Origin of the sequence: Pseudomonas sp. Pseusp11 (genome assembly GCF_047304405.1) — a bacterium.
Lineage (GTDB): Bacteria > Pseudomonadota > Gammaproteobacteria > Pseudomonadales > Pseudomonadaceae > Aquipseudomonas.
This window is the reverse complement of sequence record NZ_JBGLZF010000106.1, coordinates 1-279: the sequence shown is the minus strand read 5'-3', so window position 1 is coordinate 279 and position 279 is coordinate 1. Positions and strand designations below refer to the sequence as shown.

The window sequence follows — 279 nt, the reverse complement described above, 5'->3', positions numbered from 1 at the left end:
CTGCAATGGCGCTACACGCCGCTGGACCTGCCGCACGGCCTGGACTTCAGCTTCGTGGCCGACACCACGCGCTTCGAGATCGACAAGCCCCTGGCCGGCATGACCTACAACAACGGCCAGCGCAGCTACATGCAGGCGCAGCTGAGCCGTCCCTTCCTGTCGCCGGGCGCCTTCATCACGCCCAGGATCCAGTTGCACACCAGCAACTACCAGGTGGACCGCCTGATGAGCAACGGCAGCCGCAATGCCTCGCGCACGCTGCCCACGGTCAGTGTGGAC

General features: G+C 65.9%; 1 protein-coding gene. It reads left to right on the top strand.

Annotated features, from left to right (window positions below; all coding sequences use genetic code 11):
• A partial coding sequence (lptD, locus tag ACCC96_RS30340) for an LPS assembly protein LptD (RefSeq protein WP_413697749.1) occupies positions 1-279 on the top strand: 279 nt, incomplete at both ends.